Annotated in this window: 15 protein-coding genes and 1 tRNA gene; 3 read left to right on the top strand and 13 right to left on the bottom strand. The window is 62.5% G+C overall.

The features are described 5' to 3' along the window. Positions 1 to 5: 5 nt before the first annotated feature. A complete protein-coding gene (locus ACSYTG_RS00355; protein WP_165925755.1) occupies positions 6 to 1,154 on the bottom strand; it encodes a cysteine desulfurase family protein in 1,149 nt (382 codons plus the stop codon). A 477-nt stretch (positions 1,155 to 1,631) separates the two neighbouring features. On the opposite strand from ACSYTG_RS00355, the gene ACSYTG_RS00350 reads away from it, so the two are divergent. Beyond that, positions 1,632 to 2,297, top strand: a complete 666-nt coding sequence (locus ACSYTG_RS00350) for an alpha/beta hydrolase (RefSeq protein ID WP_086647060.1) — start codon at positions 1,632 to 1,634, stop codon at positions 2,295 to 2,297. A 109-nt stretch (positions 2,298 to 2,406) separates the two neighbouring features. Here ACSYTG_RS00350 and ACSYTG_RS00345 read toward each other — a convergent pair whose 3' ends face one another. Together ACSYTG_RS00345 and cysS are read right to left on the bottom strand one after the other, a co-directional pair. Further along, complete coding sequence (locus tag ACSYTG_RS00345) at positions 2,407 to 3,180, bottom strand: RNA methyltransferase (RefSeq protein ID WP_086647061.1); 774 nt, start codon at positions 3,178 to 3,180, stop codon at positions 2,407 to 2,409. Beyond that, positions 3,177 to 4,553: a cysteine--tRNA ligase gene (gene cysS / locus ACSYTG_RS00340; RefSeq protein ID WP_489783480.1), complete on the bottom strand. Its 1,377-nt coding sequence runs from the start codon at positions 4,551 to 4,553 to the stop codon at positions 3,177 to 3,179. The genes ACSYTG_RS00345 and cysS overlap by 4 nt, the downstream gene beginning before the upstream one ends. Positions 4,554 to 4,694: 141 nt before the next feature. Here cysS and ACSYTG_RS00335 point away from each other — a divergent pair. Next, positions 4,695 to 4,769: transfer RNA gene (locus ACSYTG_RS00335), tRNA-Thr, on the top strand. A 70-nt stretch (positions 4,770 to 4,839) separates the two neighbouring features. Here ACSYTG_RS00335 and ACSYTG_RS00330 read toward each other — a convergent pair. From ACSYTG_RS00330 to tsaE, 6 genes are all read right to left on the bottom strand, one after another. Beyond that, positions 4,840 to 6,162 carry a bifunctional folylpolyglutamate synthase/dihydrofolate synthase gene (locus ACSYTG_RS00330; protein ID WP_489783478.1) on the bottom strand — a complete coding sequence of 441 codons (1,323 nt, stop codon included), beginning with the start codon at positions 6,160 to 6,162 and terminating at the stop codon, positions 4,840 to 4,842. A 41-nt stretch (positions 6,163 to 6,203) separates the two neighbouring features. Beyond that, a complete protein-coding gene (accD, locus tag ACSYTG_RS00325; RefSeq protein WP_354859237.1) occupies positions 6,204 to 7,109 on the bottom strand; it encodes an acetyl-CoA carboxylase, carboxyltransferase subunit beta in 906 nt (301 codons plus the stop codon). 166 nt (positions 7,110 to 7,275) lie between these two features. Continuing rightward, positions 7,276 to 7,602 (bottom strand): thioredoxin TrxA, encoded by a 327-nt coding sequence (gene trxA / locus ACSYTG_RS00320; RefSeq protein WP_059022710.1) that lies wholly within the window; start codon positions 7,600 to 7,602, stop codon positions 7,276 to 7,278. A 130-nt stretch (positions 7,603 to 7,732) separates the two neighbouring features. Further along, on the bottom strand, positions 7,733 to 11,314 hold the full coding sequence (gene addA, locus ACSYTG_RS00315) for a double-strand break repair helicase AddA (RefSeq protein WP_489783475.1): 3,582 nt from the start codon (positions 11,312 to 11,314) through the stop codon (positions 7,733 to 7,735). Beyond that, on the bottom strand, positions 11,311 to 14,388 hold the full coding sequence (gene addB / locus ACSYTG_RS00310; RefSeq protein ID WP_415443279.1) for a double-strand break repair protein AddB: 3,078 nt from the start codon (positions 14,386 to 14,388) through the stop codon (positions 11,311 to 11,313). The genes addA and addB overlap by 4 nt, the downstream gene beginning before the upstream one ends. Beyond that, positions 14,385 to 14,843 (bottom strand): tRNA (adenosine(37)-N6)-threonylcarbamoyltransferase complex ATPase subunit type 1 TsaE, encoded by a 459-nt coding sequence (gene tsaE, locus ACSYTG_RS00305; protein ID WP_489783473.1) that lies wholly within the window; start codon positions 14,841 to 14,843, stop codon positions 14,385 to 14,387. Before tsaE ends, addB begins: the two co-directional genes overlap by 4 nt. A 441-nt stretch (positions 14,844 to 15,284) precedes the next feature. Here tsaE and ACSYTG_RS00300 point away from each other — a divergent pair, with 441 nt between their 5' ends. Beyond that, positions 15,285 to 16,052, top strand: coding sequence for a response regulator transcription factor (locus ACSYTG_RS00300; protein WP_095349471.1), 768 nt, complete (start codon positions 15,285 to 15,287; stop codon positions 16,050 to 16,052). Positions 16,053 to 16,100: 48 nt separating this feature from the next. On the opposite strand, the gene thiD is transcribed toward ACSYTG_RS00300, so the two are convergent. The 4 genes from thiD to ftsH form a co-directional block, all read right to left on the bottom strand. Then, a complete protein-coding gene (thiD, locus tag ACSYTG_RS00295) occupies positions 16,101 to 16,934 on the bottom strand; it encodes a bifunctional hydroxymethylpyrimidine kinase/phosphomethylpyrimidine kinase (RefSeq protein ID WP_489783471.1) in 834 nt (277 codons plus the stop codon). Positions 16,935 to 16,953: 19 nt separating this feature from the next. Continuing rightward, positions 16,954 to 18,312, bottom strand: a complete 1,359-nt coding sequence (gene glmM / locus ACSYTG_RS00290; protein ID WP_086647069.1) for a phosphoglucosamine mutase — start codon at positions 18,310 to 18,312, stop codon at positions 16,954 to 16,956. A 145-nt stretch (positions 18,313 to 18,457) separates the two neighbouring features. Then, a complete protein-coding gene (gene folP / locus ACSYTG_RS00285) occupies positions 18,458 to 19,489 on the bottom strand; it encodes a dihydropteroate synthase (protein WP_491706433.1) in 1,032 nt (343 codons plus the stop codon). A gap of 95 nt (positions 19,490 to 19,584) precedes the next feature. Continuing rightward, positions 19,585 to 21,513, bottom strand: coding sequence for an ATP-dependent zinc metalloprotease FtsH (gene ftsH, locus ACSYTG_RS00280; protein ID WP_086647070.1), 1,929 nt, complete (start codon positions 21,511 to 21,513; stop codon positions 19,585 to 19,587). Positions 21,514 to 21,580 lie beyond the last annotated feature (67 nt).

Below are 21,580 nucleotides of genomic sequence, written 5' to 3'. Positions count from 1 at the left end.
CCCCCCTATTGCGCCAGAGCCAGACCAGCCCCGGCCGCCATGCGTGCGTAACTTTGCACAAACCGCTCCACATCCGCCTCCCGCACGTTCCATGGCAGGGACACGCGTATGGCCTGCCCCGCCTGTTCCCCCAGCCCCATGGCCTCCAGCACATGGGAGAACGCTACCTTGCCCGATGAACAGGCCGAACCTGCGGAAACACAAAGCCCGTCCAGGTCCAGCCGCATAAGCTGCCCCTGCGCGCGCCGACCGGGGAGTACAAGGGATGCCGTATTGCCCAGCCGTGGAGCCCCGGCGCCACACACCAGGGCTCCTGCGGCCTGTGCAGCCTGCTCCAGCCGGTTGCGCAGGGGGGCCAGATCACGTGGGTTGTCCAGAGCATCACACAACGCTGCGGCAAGACCTGCTATGGCGGGCAGGGGCTGGGTGCCACCCCTGCGCCCCTGCTCCTGCCCGCCGCCTTCAAACACCGGGGCCAGTGGCCTTGGGGCAGGGCCGCGCAACAGCAGGGCACCAGCCCCTTTTGGCCCACCCATTTTGTGACCGGAGCAGGCCAGACTATCCGCCCCCAGCTCTTCCACATTCACAGCCATGCGGCCTGCGGCCTGCACGGCGTCCACATGCAGATGCGCACCATGCTGGCGGCACAGGCGGGCAACCTCGGCCATGGGGTGGAGCACGCCTGTTTCGTTATTAGCCAGCATGAGGCAGACAAAGGCGGGCGCGCCCGGCGCACTCAGGGCTGCCTCCAGCAGGTCCAGACGAACCTGCCCGTGGCTGTCCACCTCCAGCCATGCCCGGTCTGCCCCATCGGGCACACCCTTGCGCACGGCATCATGCTCGGTGCGACCAACCAGAAAACGCCGCCCCTGCCCAAACCCGTGCATGGCCAGCACATTGGCCTCCGTGCCGCCAGAGGTGAACACGCAGTTGAGCGGAGCCACACCAAGCCGGTGCGCTACCGTGTTGCGCGCCTCCTCCAGCACGGCGCGTGCGCGCCGCCCCGCATGGTGCACGGAAGATGGATTCCCCGTAAGGTCCGCCGCCTCCAGCATGGCTGCACGCGCCTGGGGCCGCAAGGGTTCGGTCGCGTTGGCATCCAGATAGACGGGTTGAGGAAAATCCTTTGCCCTATCGTCTGTTTTATCATTCATGCTTTTTTTCTACCCGTAACCATACCAGAACTGCGCTTTTTGCAGGCCGTGCAGTACGGCCATTGTCACGATTTATGTGGAAATTCTGGCCCCCAAGCCGCTATAGAGTGCCGTATGGTCAGCACCACAGGGCACAATGGAGACGGCAGGCTGGAAACGGGTTTTCCCGCATACGCAGCATTCACGGACAACAGCCCGCACGATTATGCCTGCGTTTTGCGCAAGGTCAACGCCGGAGTGTGCCGCACACCCTTTTCTGGTCGTGGGACGGACACCATGTGTCTGTAATGCGCTCCTTTTTCCGTTTTCCCCCAGAAACGGAAAAGGGAGACAGGCTGACTGAGAGTTAAAGTTTGCGGGCCTTTGGTCTGCCCGCATGCTCCGACCCGGAACGTGGCATCGTTCCCCGCCGGGGCAATTATCAAACCCGGAAGCGTCATGCCCGCGGACGCCCTTCCCAGATCAAGCGGAACCTACATGCCTGAGGTTATGTTTGCCGGCCCGGATGGACGTCTTGAAGGACGTTATCACCACTCAAACGAGCCCAACGCCCCGCTTGCCCTCGTGCTGCACCCCCACCCGCTGCACGGCGGCACCATGAACAACCGGATTACATACGCCCTGTACCGCACGTTCGAGAACATGGGCTTTTCCGTCATGCGCTACAATTCCCGTGGGGTTGGCCGCTCGCAGGGGCGGTTTGACGGGGGCATTGGCGAAATTTCCGATGCCGCAGCAGCCCTTGACTGGATGCAGATGATCAACCCCAACGCCAGCGGTCTGTGGATTGCAGGGTATTCATTCGGGGCGTTCGTGGGCATGCAGCTGCTGATGCGCCGGCCAGAAATTACCGGCTGGATCAGCATTGCCCCGCCAGCCGCCCATTATGACTTCGGCTTTCTGGCCCCCTGCCCGTGCGGCGGGCTGATGATTGCCGGTGGCAAGGATGACATGGCCCCCGAGCCCGCCATCCACAAACTGGTTGATAAGCTGAACACCCAGAAAGGTGTTGCAGTGGACTACCGTGTTTACCCCGAAGCGGATCATATTTTTGCCAAACAGGCAGACAAGATTACCGCTGCGGTGGAAGACCACGTAACCCGCGCCATGAGCCAGCAGCACATGGCACTGGCCGCAGACTAACACCTGCGCGGTAACCGGGTGTGGGCTGTAACAGCAGGCCGCACCCGCAACCCCCTACCCGCTGCATAACCTGCGACGGATAGGGGCCAACCGCCCCCTTGCGGGGTGGTCAGTCCTCCGTCCGGCGGGGGTGTGCCAGTTCGCGCACAACACCATGCAGGGTGCGCAGTTCCTGCTCTGTAACTTCCCCACGCGTAAAAAAGTGCCGCAGGTTGCGGACCATACCGGGGCGTTTTTGCGCGTTCCGCAAAAAGCCGCATCCATCCAGCTCGCGCACAAGATGGCTCATAAAGTTCTCAAGCTCACCTTTGGTGGCTACGTGGGTCTCGTTGGTCATGAGCGTGCGGGGGGGTGTTGCGTCTGCCGCCATCCACCATTCATACGCCATGATCATGACCGCCTGCGCCAGATTGAGCGACATGAAGGTCGGGTTAAGCGGGTAGCGGATCAGCGCGTCCGCGCGTGCCATGTCCTCGTTATCCAGCCCGGCGCGTTCGGGGCCGAACATCAGCCCGACCTTGAGCCCGCGCTGGGTTGCCGCACGCAGTTCCGCCGCACCGCCACGCGCGGTCATGACCGTTTTTACAATATGGCGCGGCCGTGGGCAGGTGGCGTACACATGGTGCAGGTCGGCTATGGCGTCATCCACACTGTCATGCACCGTGGCGGCTTCCAGAATCCTGTCTGCACCCGAGGCCGTGCGCCATGCCCTGTCCTGCGGCCAGCCATCACGCGGGCTGACAAGGCGCAGGTGGAACAGGCCACCATTGGCCATGGCACGGGCCGTGGTGCCAATGTTCTCGGCCATTTGCGGCCTGACCAGAATAACAACAGGTGTGTTGCCCAAAGGCTCCAGCGGTGCCCCGCCATCCCGCCCGGTCATGCGCGCCTCCAGTTTGTGCCGTCTTTTGTATCTTCCAGCACAATACCCTGTGCCTGCAACTGGTCGCGCAGGGCATCGGCCCTTGCAAAATCCCGCGCTTTTTTGGCGGCCAGCCGCTCTGTTATCAGGTTTTCAATCGCGGCATCTTCCTCGGCGGAAGACTCTCCACGGAACCACTGCGCCGGGTCCCCCTGCAACAGACCCATTAACGCCCCACCGGCTTTGAGCGCGCCTGCGGCCTCGCGGTCCCCGCCCATGGCCTGGTTCGCCAGCACATGCAGTTCGGCAATGGCTTTGGGGGTATTCAGGTCTTCCTCCAGTGCGGTCAGTACGGTTTGCGGCACAGGGGCTGCGGGCACATCCGGCACGCTGGAGAGGGCGCGGTAGAACCGGTCCAGCGTCTTGCGGGCCTCATTCAGCCCGGCCTGCGTGTAATTCAGGGTGGAGCGGTAATGCGTGCCCAGCAGCAGCAGGCGCAATGCCTCCGCCGGAGCCTGCGCCAGCACATCGCGGATGGTCAGGAAATTGCCCAGTGACTTGGACATTTTCTCACCTTCCACCAAAAGCATGGCGTTATGCACCCAGTAATTGGCAAACTGGCTATGCGGGAAGCAGCACAGGCTTTGCGCGCGTTCGTTCTCATGATGCGGGAAAAGCAGGTCCGACCCACCGCCATGAATATCAAAACTATCGCCCAGATAACGGTGCGACATGGCCGAGCATTCAATATGCCACCCCGGACGCCCCCTGCCCCACGGGCTATCCCACCCCGGCTGGTCTGCATCTGATGGTTTCCACAGCACAAAGTCACCCGGTGCTTTTTTGTAGGGTGCCACTTCCACACGTGCGCCCGCTTCCAGCTCGTCCGGGTTACGGCCGGAAAGTGCTCCGTAGGAAGGGAACGACCCGACCGAAAACAGCACATGCCCCTGTGCTGCGTATGCGTGCCCGTTTTCAATCAACCGGGCGATCATGGCCTGCATCTCGCCAATATTATGGGTCGCGCGGGGTTCTATGTCGGGGGGCAGCACGCCAAGGGATGCCAGATCCTGATGAAACTCCGCCGTGGTGCGCTGGGTGAGCGCGCCAATATCTTCCCCATTGGCACGGGCGCGGGCGGTAATCTTGTCATCCACATCGGTAATATTGCGCACGAATGTAACACGGGGGTAGAGCGTGCGCAGCAGCCTGACCAGCACATCCGCCGTAAGCATGGCGCGCAGGTTGCCAATATGGGCCAGATCATACACCGTGGGACCACAGTAATAGACCTTGATATGCGCGGGATCGAGCGGCTGGAACGGCACGGTCGCGCGGCGCTGGCTATCGTGCAGAAACAGGGCGGGAGCGGGGCTTGGGGAAACGTGCGGCATGTCCGCCTAGATGCGCCACCCACGAAAACGATGCAATATGTGTATGGGCCAAAAAAACCGCGATTATTCCAAAAAACAGGACTTGACGCTCTTACCCTTTTATCGCTTATAGTCCGGCCTTAGCGCAGAATATGTGCATGTGCCCTTATAGCTCAGTGGTAGAGCAACCGCCTTGTAAGCGGTAGGTCTTCAGTTCAAATCTGAATGGGGGCACCATTCTTTCCCGTAAAAAACTGTTCGCACCTGACCACTCAGGCATTTGCCACTGCCACCAGAGCGGCAGGTCTTATGTCATGACCCAGCCATCCTGCCGGAGCGCCACACCCGCCAGATACAGGCTGCCACAGATCAGTACGCGTGCGGGTTGGGGGCTGGTTGCCGCATTGGCGGCCAGTGCGCTCAGCGCGCGGGCAAGCGTGGGGCCGGTATGGGCCTTGCCCCCCGATGCGTCCACAATAGCCTGCGCAGGCAGGGCCAGATGCTGCTCGGGCTCACAAATGGCCCACAGGTCATCCGCATAAGGCAAAATCGGACCGAGAAAGCCCGAGGCGTCCTTGGTCTGCTTCATCCCCACCAGTATGTGCAGGGGCTGGTCTTTCCAGCGGCCCAGTTCCTGCGCCAGAGCGGCACCGGCTCCGGGGTTGTGCCCTCCGTCGAGCCACAATTCCCATCCGGCGGGCAGCATGGCCGCCAGTTTGCCGTGCAGGCGCTGCATGCGGGCAGGCCATTGCACCTGCCCCACACCCTGCCATGCAGCCTGTGGCACATCCAGCCCGGACAGGCGCAGAGCCTCCACCGCCAGACCGGCGTTTTCCATCTGCCACGGGCCGGTCAGGGCGGGCATAGGCAGCGCAAGCATGCCTTTGGCATCGTTCAGGCATAGCCCGGCGGGTTTGTCCGCATTGTCCTGGGGGGGCTGGGGCGCAATCGTCCATTCCACGCCACGGCGGGCCAGAACAACCCCCACAGCCTGCGCCTGTTCCTGTAGAACCTGCATGACCTCGGCAGGCTGGCAGCCCGTAACCGCTGGCACACCGGGTTTGAAAATACCCGCTTTTTCCCCCGCGATTGCTGCCAGAGAATCCCCCAGAAAAGCCTCATGATCGCGCGAGATGGAGGTCACAATACAGGCTGCGGGGTGTTCCAGCACATTGGTAGCATCGTACCGCCCACCAAGACCGACCTCAATAATGGCCAGTTCCGCCGGGTGGCGGGCAAACAGCATAAAGCCTGCAGCGGTCAGCACCTCGAACACGGTAATGGGGGCACCATTGTTGATGCGTTCGATTTCCTCCAGCGTGGCCACAAGTTCAGCTTCGCTGACCAGCTTGCCTGCCACACGGAACCGCTCGGTTACATCCACCAGATGCGGGGATGTCATGACATGCACACGCCACCCGGCTGCCTCGGCTATGGCACGCAGGGTCGCACAGGTGCTGCCCTTGCCATTGGTACCGGCCACATGAACAACCGGCGGCAGCTTGCGCTCCGGGTGCCCCAGACGGGCCAGCAGAGCCTCCAGCCGCCCGAGGGAGAGGTCGATCAGCGCGGGGTAAAGATGGTTCAGCCGTTGCAGAACCTCCCCCGTGCGACCGGTAAATTCGGGCACCGGGGCTCTCTCCCCAGCCTGCACCTGACCCACGGAGGGGCTTACTCGGCTGCCGCAGCAGGTGCTGCAACGGGCTTGGGCGGGGGAGCCTTAACATCGGCCGGAGCATGGGTAAGCAGGCCGATCAGGCGCGACAGGGTGGCGGACATATCCTTACGGGCCACAACCATGTCGAGCATACCGTGCTCAACCAGATATTCGGAACGCTGGAAGCCCTCGGGCAGTTTTTCGCGCACCGTGTCCTGAATAACGCGGGGGCCGGCAAAACCGATCAGGGCATTGGGCTCACCGATCTGCACATCCCCCAGCATAGCGAAGGAGGCCGTAACACCACCCGTTGTCGGGTTGGTCAGCACCACAATGTACGGCAGGCCCGCATCACGCAGCATCTGCACCGCAACGGTTGTGCGGGGCATCTGCATCAGGCTCAGCACCCCTTCCTGCATGCGTGCACCACCGGAGGCGGTAAACACCACCAGCGGGGATTTTTGCAGGATGGCCAGACGGGCAGCAGCCACAAACCGCTCACCAAAGGCGGCCCCCATGGTGCCAGCCATGAACTCGAACGCCATCACGCCCACAACGGCGTTATGCCCGCCAATGGTGCCATGCGCGACAACAAGGGACTCGTCCAGATGGCTCTTGGCGCGTGCATCTTTCAGGCGGTCGGTATATTTTTTCTGGTCCCGGAAGCCGAGCGGGTCCACGGGGGCCAATGGCAGTTCAATACGGGTGAACTCACCGTTATCAAAGGTCCATGCCAGCCGGTCATTCACCAGCACGCGCATGTGGTGCCCGCAATGGGGGCAGACATTCTGCGCCTTGCGCAGCTCCTTGGTCAGGACCATCTGGGAGCACGAATCACAGGTGGTCCACAGGTTATCCGGCACATCACGGCGCAGAAGACCGCGGATTTTAGGACGGACGTATTCGGTGATCCAGCTCATTTTGAACCCTGTGACTGCACGAGACTAACGATGCGGACCCAGCCCGCCTGCGTGGTTGCATTACGCGGGCGGCGCCAATCTGCCAAGTGATTATGAAAAAACGAGGCCATATCCACGCAGGCGGGCACGCGTTTGAACGTGCACCACCTGCGCGTATGGGTGTCGCTTACAGCGCGCCTTCAACCCATGCCTTAAGCTGGCTTTTGGGCAGTGCGCCAACCTTTGTGTCCACAACCTTGCCATCACGCACCAGCATAAGGGTGGGGATGGACCGCACACCGTAGGTGTTGGGGGTTACGGGGTTGTCGTCAATATTGACCTTGGCAACCGTTACCTTGCCCTGCATGTCCTTGCCGATTTCTTCCAGTGCCGGGCCGATCATTTTGCACGGGCCGCACCATTCGGCCCAGAAATCGACCAGAACAAGGCCAGACGCCTTGAGCACGTCAGCATCAAAGCTGGAATCGCTGACAGCAAGCGTATGTTCACTCATGACATGTTTTCCTTAACTACCGGGTGCCTGCGCACCCCATGCTGTCCTAGTTAACAGGTCTGCGGGCACTGCACAGAGTGTGCACCAGCAGACCGGGCTTAGCTAACACTTAAGGTGGCCTGCGCCGTGGTCAAGATGCCACGCCCGCGCAAGGTTGCGGAGCATGCTTGTCCAGCAGGTGCTCCGGCAGCCGGTCGGCACGGGGCAGTTCGGTCCAGACCAGCACGCACACAACCTCCCGCCCCGGCCACAACCCTTGCAGCAGGGCGCGGTACGCCGCCATCTGGCGCAGGTACAGCACCGGCGTCTGCTCCACCGTGGAGGGCGCGTGACGACCACTTTTGTAATCGCACACAATAACCCGGTCAGGCATGACACACATGCGGTCCACCTGCCCCACAATAACCTGCCCGCCAGCAATACCCGCCAGCCGCTGCTCCGCCCGGGCATGGGGGGCAAACAGGTCCACCAGTGCGGGCATACGCAGCACTGCCACAATCTGTGCGGCAAGCCGGGCGGCCTCCGGCGTGGACAACCCCGATGCCGGGCGGGCCAGCCAGTCCGTGGCAAGCTGCTCCTGCGCACTGGCAGGGTGGTCGGGCAGGAACTGCAAAAGCGCATGCACCAGATTCCCCCTGCGCAAGGCGGCCTCCCGCGCCTTGAGCGGGGTAATGGCCGCCACATCCAGCGGGGAACGCGCGGGGGGGAGCGGGCCAAGCATGGTATCATCCGGCCGGCTTGGGGCCAGTGGCCGGGCCAGTGGTCCTTCCGCTTCCGGCAGGCCGGGCCGCCAATGCGGAGCCTGCCCCATCCAGCCGGGGAGCGGCGGGAGAACGGGGGCATCCTGCGCGGCAGACGCAACAGGGGCTGCGGGGGCGGACAGGCTGGCGGGGGCTGCGTGCTCCTCCAGCACCAAAATCCTGCCCGACCAGTCCCCCACGCTCCAGTCGCGCGGCTGGGCACCTGCGCGCTCAAAACCAAGGCGGCAGCACTCGTACCAGCTTTCTGGTGGTACGGTGCGGCCGGGTTTCCAGCCACACACGATCAGCCTGTCCGCCGCGCGGGTCAGGGCCACGTAGAGCAGGCGGTTGTATTCCTCTATCGTCTTTTCACGCAGGGTTTCGTACAGGCTGCGGGTCAACCCGACCGACAGGGCGTTGCGCGGCACATAAATGGGCACCTGCACCCCTGTTTTTTTGTCCGTGCTCCAGAACAGCCTATCCTCAAACCGGGGCAGACCCACCGTATCGGGCAGAATAACCAGCCGGGCCTGCAACCCCTTGGAGCCATGCGCGGTCATGACCCGCACGGCATTGCCACCGGCCTCTGCCTCGCGCTTGACACTCTCCTGCGAATGTCTGAGCCAATGCACAAACCCCTGAAGAGAAGGTGGGTGCTGCTCCTGATAACGCAACGCGGCGGAGAGCAGCTCGTCTATTGGTTCCGCGGCCTCTGGCCCCAGCCGCGCCAGCAGGCGTGCTCGCCCGCCCTGCTGGCCCAGAGCCGCGCACAGCAGTTCATACGGGGTAAGGTAATCCACCCGGCCAAACAGGGCATTGAGCATCTGCCAGGCCTGCGTCCAGTCCGCCTGCTCCGCATGGCGCTCACGCAGGATGGTCCACAGGGGGGCACCGGGGGAGCGCCCTACGGCAAGGGCCATCAGGCTGTCATCGGACAGGCCACCCAGCGGGGAGGTCAGCACACAGGCCAGTGTCAGGTCATCCTGCGGGAGCAGGAGCGCAGCACACAGGGCCATAAGGTCCTGCACCGCAAGCTGGTCGGCCAGGCCCGTGCGCACCAGTGTGGCCACGGGAATGTTGTGCCCCTTAAGGGCGCGCACCAGCAGCGGCACAAAGGAGGAGCGGCGCGGCACCAGCACCAGCACGTCCGCCGGTGTCAGCGGTTTTTGCCCCGGCTGGGGGGGGGCTGCCAGTTCACGCGCAATGGTGCTGGCCAGCGCATCCGCCAGTTTTTGCCGTGGGCTCTGCCGGGTGGCGTTCACTGCGGCTGGTTCCCACGGGCTTATGCTGTCCTGCGCATCCTGTGCCTCCGCCAGAGGCCAGAGTTCCACCCGCCCCCCCTGACCGGGGCGGGCCGTAATGTGGCGCAGGGGGCGGCCCTGCTCCTCCGCCACGCCACGCGCGGCCTGTGGGTCGGCAAAAACCGCATCAACCAGTTGCAGGACCGGCGCTGTGGAACGGAAGGAGACGGTCAGTTCCGGCTCCCGCCAGGGCAGGTCCGCCGCCTGCGCACGCTGTTTGAATGTAGCCCGCCATGCCCGGAACTCGTCCGGGTCTGCGCCTTGAAAACGGTAGATGGACTGTTTGTAGTCCCCCACGGCAAAAACCGTTCTGGGGCCTTCCTCCGCCGCGTGTGCGCCTTCACCTGCAAAAAACTCTTCGGTCAGGTCCCCTGCAATGCGCCACTGCTGGGGGGAGGTATCCTGCACCTCGTCCAGTAGCAGATGGTCTATGCCGCCATCGAGCTTGTACAGCACCCATGCGGCCCCCGGCTCACGCAGGAGCAGGAGTGTACGGTGGATCAGGTCATCATACTCCATCTGGCCCTGCATGGCCTTGCGCTGGTCAAACATGCTGGCCACGGGGGCCGCCATTTTGAGCAGGGCCACACCAAGGCGGGCCAGCTGGCGGGCGTTCATGCCCTCCTCCACTGCCAGTATGCGCTCGGCCTCCTTTTGCAGCGCATCGGCCAGATCGGTATATTTTTCTGCCAGTTTGGCCGAGAGCAGGCCACGGCTGCGCAGTTTGCCATCCTTGGTCAGCAACCCGTTGCGCCATACCGCCCATTGCGCGGCACGCTCCGTGGGGGGCAGGGCCAGCCAGTCCAACAGGGCGAGTGCGTTGGTCTTGACTGTGGCCGATCCTTCCTCCGCCATGGCCCGCAGGCCCGCGCGCAGGGTAGGCTCGGCCGCAAACCCGGTGCAAGCGGCCAGTAGAAAAGCCTCATCGGGCTGCCTGAGCGCTGTTTCCGGCAAAGCCAGCACCCGGCACATGAGACCTTCCGCCTGTTCGGGGTGAGCGCTTACGCGTGCACGCACGGCCTGTGCGTGCTCATTGCGCCGCAAGATGCCCGCAAGGGCAATAAAATCTCCAAGCCCGATCTGCCCGGCCAGCGGAGCCACCGTGCTGGCGGGCTGCCCGCCCAGAACACTCTCCACACAGCCCTGCAACGCCAGAGCCGCGTCTGTTTCCTCCATAACCGTAAAATGCGGGTTCATGGCGGCTTCCAGCGGAAAGCGCCGCAGGAGCGACTGGCAGAAGGCATGAATAGTGCCAATACGCATGCCACCGGGCAGGTCCAGCACCTCCGCAAACAGGGCGCGCGCCTTGCGCCGGGTCTGCTGGGTGCAGGGCACGGCCAGAGCGGCCAGTTCCGCATTCAGCCGGTCATCCGGCAGGGTCACCCACCGGCCAAGGCGGGTTTGCAGGCGAATAGCCATTTCCGCCGCGGCAGCCTTGGTAAAGGTCAGGCACAGAATGCGCGCAGGGTCGCTGCCGGGTACAACGTCACCCCCCGCTTCCACCCGTGGCAGCATCAGCCGGAGCAGGCGGTCTATCAGCAGTTTGGTTTTGCCACTCCCCGCAGAGGCGGACACAAAAACCGATGCCGTGGGGTCGGACGCCATGGCCTGCTGCTGGTTGGCCTGCGCAATGGCGGCATCCAGCGCGCCCTGAGCCGTATGGTAGGTCATGCTTCGGTCTCCATACGGCCGGTATTCCATTCCGGCACACGGGCCAGACGGGCATAATCGGCAAAGCGTGGTTCCTGCCCCGGATGGGGGTGGGAGAGGTAGGGTTGCGTAGGCTGGTCGTACGCGGCAATGCGCGCCAGCAGGCGCTGCCATGTCTGTTCGGCCAGATCAGTCAGATTGTCGTGCTCCTTGGAGGATACGGCCACCTCCTCCCCCGGTTCGGCCCCGCCGGTCAGACGCCAGTAGATCAGCCCGGCAATGTCGGCCACATTGGGAGCATCGGCAAAACCTCCGCGCAGCAGCATGGCGGCCTCCAGCGGCAGTTGCGGGCTCCAGCCGGACAGAACATCGCGCATGGCTGGCAGCATGCCGGTTTTGTAGTCCTGCACAATCACGCGCCCCTGTGCACCCAGTTCCACCCGGTCTGCCCGCCCGACAAGGCGGAACGGCCCCCCCGGAGCATCGGGGACCAGCACGCTGCCTGCAATTTCGGTCAGAATAGCCTGCGGCACACCGTGGGTGGCGCGGCGCTGCTGCTCCGCATGTGCAACCCATGCGGCAATGCGCTCCAGCCGGGGTGCCCACCATGCCTGCAAAGCCGGGCGCAGGGCCTGTTCGGCCAGGCAGGTTTTGAACACCTCCGCCAGCTTGCGCTGGGCATCTACCGGCCAGTCCACGCCGTGGGTTTTAACCCAGCGTTCCAGCGCGTCATGCACGATCATGCCGTAATCGGAGGCATCGGCCCCTTCCTCCAGCTCGGGCAAAGGCTCAAGCCGCAGGATGTGCCGGGCGTAAATGGCGTAAGGGTCGCGCATCCATGTTTCTATTTCCGTCACGCTCAGGCGGCGGGGGCGCAGGGAAACATCCGGCGTGGGCCGGGGTGGGGCCACTGGCAATGCCGGCCCCTGCGGCTGATCCAGCCGCGCAAGCCAGGACAGAACCGGGTGCTCGGGCACACTGCCCCCCCAGCCAGCCAGAAAAGCATCCAGCCGGGTTAACCAGCGCGCAGGCACCACAGGTGCGCCATCACGCCTGCGGGCGGAGGACAGAACAACCTGTTCCGCTGCGGCTGCCATGGCAAAAAAGTCGTGTGCCGCCTGCCCCACGGCCTGCTCGGGCGGAGGCAGGCCAACCCGCTTGCGCATGGGGCGGCTCATCCACGGCCCGGCATCGGGGGCGGGGGGCCACACCCCTTCGGACAGGCCACCCAGTATAACGGTTTCCGCCGTTTGCAGGCGCGCTTCAAACAGGCCCCAGATCAGCACCCGCGGGTGCAGGGCCTGCGGGTTGTTGCCCCGGCGGGTGGCAACACGCTCCTGCGCCAGAACCGCCGTAAGCAACCCATCCAGCACGGCGGGCGGCTGGGGGGGCAGCAGGGCGGTTGCCAGCATAAGCTCGCTCAGCCGGGAGGCCAGCAGGCTGCCGTCCTCCCCTTTCCACAACCGGGCGGCGGCGGGTTCTTCCTCCGTGCTGGCAAGGCGTTCTACCGTGGCAATCAGGGCTTCGAGCAGGTCGGGCACGCTGGCCTGATGCCGCGCCCCCTCCCCCCCGGCCAGCACCGCACCTTCGGCCTGCTCCCAGCCCAGAACAGGGGCCAGACAATGGGCCAGACGCTCCATAAAGGCCGGCAGGGGTTCGGGGCCAAAGGGGCGGTCCGCGCTCTCGCCCTGCGTCATGCGCTGGCGGTCTTTTTCGCGCTTTGGTTCCAGCCTGTCCCTTACGGCAGCACAAAGCCCCGCAAACCCCGGAGCGGGAGAAGGACCACGCAGCACCACACGCTCGAGCAGGCGGGCCGAGGCACGGCAGACGCCCGGAGCCAGACCACACGCCACCAGCGGGTGCTTGAGCACGGATAAAAGAGCAACAGGCGCAAACTGGCTATCCACCATCTGCGCCACCAGCCGCAGCAGCACAGCGGGGGGCGTATCCGCCAGTGTGGCGCCTGCGCTGTCATCGGCCAGAATGCCCCATCGCTCCAGCTCTGTGGCCACACGGGCCGCCAGCCCACGGTCGGGCGTGACAAGGGCCACGCGGTGGCCGGGCTGCTCGATGGCGTTACGCATGACCATGCTGATGGCCACGGCCTCTTCCTGCTGGTCTGCGGCCTCAAACCGGCTGACATGGGCCAGTGCGACCGGGCCGGGCTTTGCCCAGTCATCCAGCGCAGCGGCAGGCAGCATCACGCGAGAGAGCACGGCCGCGCGTTCAGGCTCACCCCCTTGCGCGTTCCAGACCTGCACATCCTCCCGCCGGGCCTGCAATGCCGCGAGCAGGTGGCTCATGCCCGCCTGCGGGTGGCTGTCTGGCAGGGCGGCAAACACCTCCTCGGGCATGAGCGTATCCAGCCCCGGCAATACGACCCTGCCCCCCGGACAGGACAGAATAGCCTGTAGCGCATTGGCCGTGGGGGCCATGGCATGCGTAAACCCGGCCGCCCAGAGCGGAGCGGTGTAACCCTGCTCCCCCATGTTCCGCCACAACCGCGCCTGTGCGCCCAGAAGGGCCACCTGCCGGGCCACGGGGTTGATCAGCCCCTGCTCCTGCAACCACACGGGCCACTGTGCGGTAACAATGTTCAGAAAACCCAGAATGGTCTGCCAGTGCTGGGCGTAATCCTCCTGCACGGCATCGGGCAGGCGCTCGAGCAGGTTGACACCAGCCCATTCCGCCTCGTCCATCAGTTCAGCCAGAGCGCGGGCCAGTGGCCATGCCTGATCCAGCGTGGGGCGGGTACCAAAAGCGTTATCCGCCTTTAAAACAAACAGTGTCAGCACGGCCAGACGGGTCATGGCTGGCACGGCGGGGGGGAGCGCCAGCGCCTCTGCCCCACCACAGGCGGACAGGCCCAGTTCGGTCTCGTCCAGAGCGCCTATGGGCATGATGCGGGGCAGGAGCATGCTGCGCCCATCCATACGCCGCAGGAATGCCTCGGTTAATGCACGCGCGGCCCGGCGGCCGGGGAGCACAATGGTTCCCTCGCCCATGGCCTCCGGGTCATGCCCGGCGGCCTCTATCCAGCGCGCCGCCAGATGGTCCAGAAAAGGCAGATGTGCTGGAATGGTTGCGAGCTTCATACCCCGGGCTCCAGCAGTGTGGCCGGTTGCGGGGGCAGGCGGTCCGCCCAGCCAGCCAGAGTGACACGGCGGTTTCCATCCGCTCCGACCATAAGGGTGATGTGCAGCGCATCGGGGGGGGTCATGTCCTCCAGCCGTTCGGGCCATTCCACCAGCATGACGCCCTCGCACGCATCATCCCACCCCAGTTCGTCCAGCTCCTCCACACTGCCCAGACGCCACAGGTCAAAATGGTAGGCCGTGGCCGTGGAGGAGTCGTAGGCCTGCACCAGCGTATAGGTGGGGCTTGGCACCTCCATATCCGGTGCGGCGCAGAAGTTACGCAAAAACGCGCGTGCGAACACGCTTTTGCCCGCCCCCAGCGGACCAGAGAGCAAAATGGCATCCCCCGCACGGGCAAGGCCTGCCAGAGTTCTGGCCAGTTGTGCCGTATCGGCTTCGGTTTTCAGCAACATGACCGATTCCTGCTCCTGCTCCGTGGTGGGCGTGTGCCCTCTGCATCGGGTCCAAGACTGACCTTTTCCATATCAAGCCGGAAGCGGGAAGAGTGAAGCACTGAATTTGTAAACTTTTTATAAACACAGATTTTGTTAGGAAATAATAAATATACTCAACATGACTATTTATTGTTCGCAAAAAAATTACTTTATAATACTTTATTATTTATCCCATAGGGAACTTTTTGCCCGTATAGTCTGTTCCAAAGAACGCTATGTTTTTTTTCCGATATGTCGGGTCAAGCTATACGCCAGTCACATATCTGTTATTATCGAAATAATAAAAATAATATGAATTTGTGTTTATTTTTTCAGAAAAACACGTAAAAGTATCATCAGAGCGAGCCAATACAACCTCAAGGTGTATCACCCCATACCTGCAGCTATGTGAGGCCAGTCATGCGCATTCTATTTGCCGAGGACAAATTTACCTCCAGCCGGGCCATTCTTTCCGCCCTGAAAAAAGCAGGTTTTGCGGCGGATCTGGCCCGCTCTGGCCAAAACACCATAGAATTGCTGCGAAATTACGATTATGGGCTTGCCATTATTACCATGACCCTGGCGGACATGGACGGGTACACCATTCTCAACACCCTGCGCACGCTCAAGATCACAACACCCGTTATCATTCTTTCCAACGTTGATACGCCAGACGCCAAGATACGGGCCTTTACACTGGGGGCTGATGATTATCTGGCCGAACCGTTTGAATCCGCTGAACTGATTGCCCGCGCACAGGCCATTCTGCGCCGCTCCAACGGATACGCCCACCCGGTTGCCCAGGTTGGCGCGCTGACCCTGAACCTGAACAACCACACGGTTACAGTCGGCAACCGCCCCATCCACCTGACCGGCAAGGAATTTGCCATTCTGGAACTGCTGGTGCTGCGCAAGGGCATTGCCCAGACCAAGGAAACATTCCTCAACCACTTATACGGTGGCCGGGATGAACCAGACATCAAGATTATAGACGTCTTTATTTGCAAACTGCGCAAAAAACTCCAGACCGTGGGTGCGGAAGACCTTATTTCCACCGTATGGGGTCGCGGGTACATTCTGCATGACCCGCAGGCACAGACACAGCCTGTTCCCACCCCCTTGATGGCCCCCCTTGCACACCGGCCTGTGCTGCCCGAGCCTGCTCTGCTGCAGGCTGTTGGGGACTAATAAACCACCTGCTCCACACTGGATGTTCCCATAGGGAGCCAGCATTCTTCAGGACCGGGTTGCAGGGTACCAGGCATGGGCATGCCATAATGGCCCCGCCCCCCTGCCAAGTTCGGGGGCCTGCTCAATAGCATCATGCACATACTGGCAGGACTGCCGGACCGCATCTGGCATGGCGAGTCCCTGCGCCAGTGTTGTTGCCAGCGCGCTGGCCAGCGTACAGCCCGTGCCATGGGTGTGCCGGGTTGCAATACGCTGCCCCACAAACTCCCGCGTTCCCGCCCCATCCAGCAGCACATCCACCAATGCTTCCCCCGCCAGATGCCCGCCTTTGAGCAGAACCGCCGCCCCCGTGTGCCGGTGCAGCCATAGGGCTGCGGCCTTCATATCCTCCACCGTATGAATGGTAAGCCCTGTCAGCTTTTCCGCTTCAGGCAGGTTGGGGGTAATCAGGGTTGCAAGGGGCAAGAGCGTTGTGCGCAGGCAGGCCAGAGCATCCTCCGCCAGCAGGGCAGCGCCCCCCTTGGCCACCATGACCGGGTCCACCACAACAACAAGATCAGGGGTATTGTCGCGAGTCCGGGCAATTTCTGCCGCCACGGCCTGCGTTTGCACAACACCCCCCAGCATGCCGGTTTTAATGGCATCCACCCCCAGATCATCCACAACGCAGCGGATCTGGTCGCGAATAAACTGTGGCGGCACAGGCAGAATATCCTGCACGCCCTGTGTGTTCTGGGCCGTCAGGGCGGTTAGGGCGGTCATGGCATACCCACCCAGCGCCGTAATGGTTTTGATGTCGGCCTGAATACCCGCCCCTCCGCCAGAGTCGCTCCCTGCTATGGACAGAACTCTCGGGCGCTGGGGGGCGGGGTGGGTCATGCAGAGGGGCTTTCCGGCTTCAGGCTGGCTGGGTTGCTTTTTCCAGCACAGCGCACATTTTGCTTACGGCCTCATCCACAAGGGCGGCATCTTCTGCCTCGGCCATAACACGCACCAGCGGTTCCGTACCGCTACGGCGTAACAGCAGGCGGCCCTGACCGGCCAATATACGTTCCACCTCATGCTGGCGTTCACGCACTTCATCCGTATCCAGCGGGCAGGCTCCTGCGTAACGGACATTACGCAGCTTTTGCGGGAAGGGCTGGAAAAGACGGCAGACCTCGCTCGCAGGGCGTCCGGATTCGACCAGCACGGCCAGAATCTGCAAGGCGGCAATCAGGCCATCACCCGTTGTGGCAAAGTCGGTCAGCACCATATGGCCCGACTGCTCGCCCCCCACATTCACCCCACGCTCCCGCATGCGTTCAACCACATGGCGGTCGCCTACGGCGGTACGTTCAAGACCCACGCCCATTTTTTCCAAAAACCGTTCAAGCCCCATGTTGGACATAACCGTGGCCACCACGGCATTGCCCACCAGACGCCCTTCCGCTGTCCATGAGCGGGCGATAAGGGCCAGAATCTGGTCCCCATCAATCAGACGCCCGGTTTCATCCGCGATCAGCACACGGTCGGCATCCCCGTCCAGGGCAATGCCAATATGTGCACCATGCTGCACCACGGCCTTGCACAGGGCCTCGGGGTGGGTGGAGCCACACTGTTCGTTAATATTCACACCATTAGGCTCACACCCGATGCGAATAACCTCCGCTCCCAGCTCCCACAGCGCTGTGGGGGCAACCCGGTAGGCCGAGCCATTGGCGCAGTCGATCACGATTTTCATGCCGTCCAGCCGCAACTTGCGGGGGAAGGAGGATTTGGCACTTTCAATATACCGGCCTGCGGCATCATTCAGGCGTGAGGCGCGGCCGATCTGGGCCGGGTCTGCCATATCCGCATGCAGGTCGGTCACCATCAGGTTTTCAATCGTGCGCTCATCCTGATCGGAGAGCTTGAACCCATCGGGGCCGAACAGTTTGATCCCGTTATCACCAAACGGATTATGGGAGGCGGAGATCATGACCCCCAGATCGGCCCGCAGGGAGCGGGTCAGCAGGGCAATGGCGGGTGTGGGCAACGGCCCAACCAGAGTGACATCCATACCAGCGGACAAAAAGCCGGAAACCAGAGCGCTCTCGATCATATAACCGGATAATCTGGTATCCTTGCCCAGCAGCACGCAGTGCCGGTGGTCCCCACGCCGAAAATGCAGCCCCGCCGCCTGCCCCAGCTTCTGGGCAATTTCCACCGTCATGGGCGCAACATTGGCAGTGCCGCGAATACCGTCTGTTCCAAAAAATCGCTTCATAATACTCATTCCATTCCGCAATCGGCAATGGACCTGAATACTCTGGCCGTTGCTGGCGGAAACTTCTGTCCTGTCCTGCTGCTCTTTCCTAAAACGGTTTTGGGTTGGAAGAAACCGTGTTCAGGCCACAAAAAACATTTTTGGTGCACCATGCTTACCCACCCTGCACCCCCTGCCAGACCCGGACACCCTGCGCCATGCTGGCCACAGCGTGCACCCGCAGCAACGGGTTGCCAAAGGGCATGGCCATAAGGGAGGCCGCCACCGTGCCGCTATCACGCTGGGCGGGGTCTGCCACACCTGTTAGCGTGCCAATCATGCGTTTGCGCGAGAGAGCGCACACCACACGGCACCCCAGATTGGCCAGCAGCAGAATACGGCGCAGCAGAACAACATTCTGCTCCTGCGTTTTGGCAAAGCCAAACCCCGGGTCCACCATCAGCCGCTCACGGGCAATGCCCGCTTCCACCGCGGCCTCCACCCTCTGCCCCAGTTCCCGCACCACATCGCAGGCCACATCGGTATAATGGGTGTGTTGCTCCATGGTCTGGGGGGTGCCGCGCATGTGCATGAGCACAACGCCACACTGCTGCTTTGCCAGCAAAGGCAGGGCAGCCGGGTCGTGCCCAAGGGCGGAAACATCATTGATCACGCGCGCACCCGCAACCAGTGCACGCTCCATAACCAGACTGTTCCGCGTATCGACCGAGAGCGGCACATCGGGCATGCTCTGGTGCAGCCCCTCCAGCACCGGGCCAACCCGATCCCACTCCTGCTGGGGGGAGACAACTGCGGCACCGGGGCGTGTGCTTTCTCCCCCAATGTCGAGCACACCGGCCCCATCACGCACCATCTGTTCGGCCGCCTGTAAGGCAGAACCTGCATGGTAGTGCTGGCCTGCACAGCTAAAGCTGTCTGGTGTTGTATTCAGGATTCCCATAACCAGCGGCCCCGCAGGCAACCCGGCATCGGGCACGGGGGAAACAAGGCGCTGCATCACGGGTAGCCACGCATGCGGCACAGCGCCCACAGGCACGGGGCCAGAAGCGCTATCCCCTTCAATCAGCAAAACGGCTGTAAACGCGGCAGTACTGTTCTGGAATGGCAGGGCCACGCCTTGCCGTATGGCCTCCTGCGCCATTGGTCCAAACAGGAACCCCATGGGTTCAACCAGCCTGTGCCACATCGCCTTATCCTTTTTTACTGTCCCCACCATACAAAAGAGGCGGCACCGGGTGCCGCCTCTTCTGCTTCATATCCGTTTACTGCCGCACCCTGCCATTAACCGGCCTGGGGAGCGGGAACAGCGCCGCCATCTTCCGCCGGGGTGGGGGCTGGCGCTTCCCCCGTAACCTGCGGCACGGAGGCGCGGCGGTTAACCGGGCCATCATCTGCTTCTTCCGGCCGTTCAATCGGCTGGCCGCGCATGATCTGGCGGATTTCCTCACCTGTCAGGGTTTCGTATTCCAGCAGGGCTTCGGCCAGACGGTGCAGTTCGTCCACATGGTCATGCAGGTAGTTGCGGGCCTGCACGTAGGCTTCATCAATCAGGCGTTTGACTTCAACATCAATATCGCGCGCCGTCTGTTCAGAAAAATTGCGGGCGGCCCCAAAGAAGCTGTTGCCCTGATCTTCATCCGCATAGGCGATCATGCCCAGCTTGTCGCTCATGCCCCATTCGGTCACCATGCTGCGGGCAACACGGGTGGCCATTTTAATGTCCCCCATTGCGCCGTTGCAGATGTTGTCCTTGCCGTAAACCACTTCCTCGGCAACACGCCCGCCCATGGCCACCACAAGGTGGGCAATGGCGTTCATCTTGCTCATGGAGAGCCGGTCGTCCTCAGGCAGACGCATGACCATGCCAAGGGCGCGCCCACGCGGGATAATGGTCGCCTTGTGAATGGGCTCGCTCTCGGGCACCAGCACGGCGGTAATGGCGTGCCCGGCCTCATGGTAGGCAGTGCGTTTTTTCTCGTCCTCGCTCATCACCAGCGAGCGACGTTCAACGCCCATCAGCACCTTGTCCTTGGCGTCTTCAAACTCGCGCATGGACACCGTGCGGCGCCCAAGGCGGGCAGCGGACAGTGCGGCCTCATTGACCAGATTGGCCAGATCCGCACCGGAAAAGCCGGGGGTACCACGGGCAATAATGCGCGGGTCCACGTCGGACGCCAGCGGCACCTTGCGCATATGCACCCGCAGGATTTTTTCACGCCCACTTACGTCGGGGTTGGGCACCACCACCTGCCGGTCAAACCGGCCGGGGCGCAGCAATGCGGGGTCCAGCACGTCGGGGCGGTTGGTGGCGGCAATCAGGATCACGCCCTCATTGCTTTCAAACCCGTCCATTTCCACCAGCATCTGGTTCAGGGTCTGTTCGCGCTCATCATTACCGCCGCCCATGCCCGCACCACGATGGCGGCCAACGGCGTCGATTTCGTCAATGAAGATAATGCACGGTGCGGATTTTTTGCCCTGTTCGAACATATCCCGCACACGCGATGCACCAACACCGACAAACATTTCCACAAAGTCGGACCCGGAGATGGTGAAGAAGGGCACATTGGCCTCACCCGCAATGGCGCGGGCCAGCAGGGTCTTACCCGTGCCGGGGGGGCCAACCAGCAGCACACCTTTGGGGATTTTGCCGCCCAGCCGCGTGAACTTCTGCGGGTCCTTGAGGAAATCCACAATTTCCTGCAACTCGCCCTTAGCTTCATCAATGCCGGCCACGTCTTCAAACGTTACGCGGCCATGCTTTTCGGTCAGCATCTTGGCGCGGGACTTGCCAAAGCCCATAGCACCACGACCACCCGCACCCTGCATCTGCCGCATCATGAACAGCCATGCCGCGACCAGCAGGATAATGGGCAGGGAGTTCAGGAAGTAGCGCAGCAGCGGGCTGCCATCCTGCTCCAGTGGCTTGGCTACAACCTCCACCCCTTTACCCACCATGCGCGAGACAAGGGAGGGGTCCATGGGGGCATAGGTCTCAAACGCGGTGCCGTCGGTCAGCGTGCCGGAAATATTGTGGTTCTGCATGACAACAGACCGGACATGCCCCGAATCAATATCGGCCACAAAATCGGAATATGCCAGTTGCTGGGCGGCATGCTGCGCCGTGCCCGGCTGGAACATGTTCACCAGTAACAGCAGTAGCAGGATAATGCTGACCCAAAGCGCCAGATTGCGACCTAAATTGTTCATCTTGCCCGAGTGTCCATACTTCTAGTGCGTAAAGCGCCGGAGTGTCCTGCCATCTTGCCCGGCGCCC

It is taken from the genome of Acetobacter sp. ESL1128, from assembly GCF_058505085.1.
This window is presented reverse-complemented; position numbering and strand designations above follow the sequence as displayed.